Here is a 1833-nt window from a genome sequence, read left to right on the forward strand (position 1 = left end):
CAGCTAAACATTAAGGTACCGTGACCGCTATGGTAGGCGATCGTTCACTCTCGTTCTTGAGCCTGTCCAGTGCAGTTACCACATAAAAATAAGTTTTACCTTTTTGAACAGTGTTATCCTCGTAGCTAAGGTTAGCATTATAGATGATCTTCAGGATGTTTTTGGGATCGTCGATATTTATTTTCTCATTATCAAAGCGGTATATAACATAGCCGTACACCGCCTCTTCATCTTTTGCAAGTGTAGGAGTAAGCCACCTCACCACTACGCTGTTTTTATTTACCGATGGCCTTGCCGTAACATTTTGTGGGGCATTAGGAGCTACTGAATCGCGCCAAAGCATAACAGGCGGCAATGCCGGGTACCTGTAATAATTATCCCGTAATGAATCGATAATGCCGAGGGGGTTATTGGTAAGCGAGGTGGAACTGAAATAAACACTTCCCTGCACTCTCGGGTTATTTCTGATCATGTTAATCTGGTCGGGCAACTGAGTGGGATCTTTAAAGGCAGCAGTTTTTCGTTCATTAATGCGGTAAGCGGCCTGGCCTATGTACAAATGTCGGCCATAAGTATTATTGCTCCACCAGTTTAGCAATTTATCAAAGGCGGCGGCCCGGTTACCAATAGGCCAGTACAATTGCGGGTTTATATAATCTACCCAGCCTTCTTTGATCCACTCGCGCGAGTCGGCATAATTTTCATAATAGGATGATCCGCCATTGGTTTCAGATCCTTCTTCATCCTGGGCTTTATTGGCCCAGATTCCAAACGGGCTGACCCCAAATTTAATGTTAGGATCATGCGCATGCACGCTGTCGCCAATCATTTTTATCAACAGGTCAACATTATGGCGCCGCCAATCTTTTATATTATCGTACCCTTCGCCATATTTGGCATAGGTATCTTCATCGTTTATTTTTTGCCCGGCAATAGGATAAGGATAAAAATAATCATCCATGTGTACGCCGTCGATATCATAATTATCCACTACATCCAGTATTACCTGTACTATATAATCGCGCACTTCGGGCAGGCCTGGGTTAAATGTTTTAATACCACCGTAGGTAAAAAACCATCCGGGCTTTATTTTAGTGATATGCTGCGGACTAAGCGCTGCAAAATTGCCGTCAAAAGTTGCTCTATATGGGTTAAACCAGGCATGTAGCTCCATGCCTCGTTTGTGGGCTTCGGTAATGGCAAATTCAAGCGGATCATAAGCCGGGCTTGGTCCCTGCCCCTGCTTGCCCGTTAAATATTTTGACCATGGCTCACGGCTTTTGGTGTAAAAGGCATCGGCAGCGGGCCTTACCTGTAGCATAACCGCATTAATACCGGTTTCCTGGTGCGAGTTTAGTATATCAATCAATTGCTGTTTCTGCCGGTCGGATGTTAGTTTGGTGCTGGTTGGCCAGTCGATATTTACTACGGTTGCAACCCATACCCCTCTAAATTCGCGCTTGGGTTCTGTTTTAGCTAACACAGGTGAATTTGTCGGTTCAGCTGGTTGTGCCTTAATGCTTATTACAATAAACAAGAGGGCTATCAGCAGTAAAAAATGGCGGTATATATACATTAAAACGTATTAATTAGAAGATACAAAGATATAAAACTCCTATGGTAGGCCTTTTATTATCCTATATAAATTTGCTTTGATATTGCGATTTTGGCATATTGTACTTATTTTTATCCGTCGCCAGCATAATTTTAAAATCTCAATTTTAAAAAAAAAATCATATTTTAAATCTTTTTACGTTTAATACCGTTGTGTAATTAATTTGAAACAACACTTAAAATTGCAATAAAAGCAGGTAATATCAATTTATATAGATA

General features: G+C 41.5%; 1 protein-coding gene. It reads right to left on the bottom strand.

What is annotated here, in order from left to right; all coding sequences use genetic code 11:
* Positions 1–10: 10 nt before the first annotated feature.
* Complete coding sequence (locus AC1DPZ_RS26450) at positions 11–1576, bottom strand: glycoside hydrolase family 10-like protein (protein WP_477409126.1); 1566 nt, start codon at positions 1574–1576, stop codon at positions 11–13.
* Between the last annotated feature and the right edge of the window lie 257 nt (positions 1577–1833).

Source organism: Mucilaginibacter sp. P4_G9, assembly GCF_056400985.1.

Excerpts from the sequence above, each read along its gene's own strand:
- AC1DPZ_RS26450 (WP_477409126.1), bottom strand. The coding sequence starts at position 1,576 with ATGTATATATACCGCCATTTTTTACTGCTGATAGCCCTCTTGTTTATT.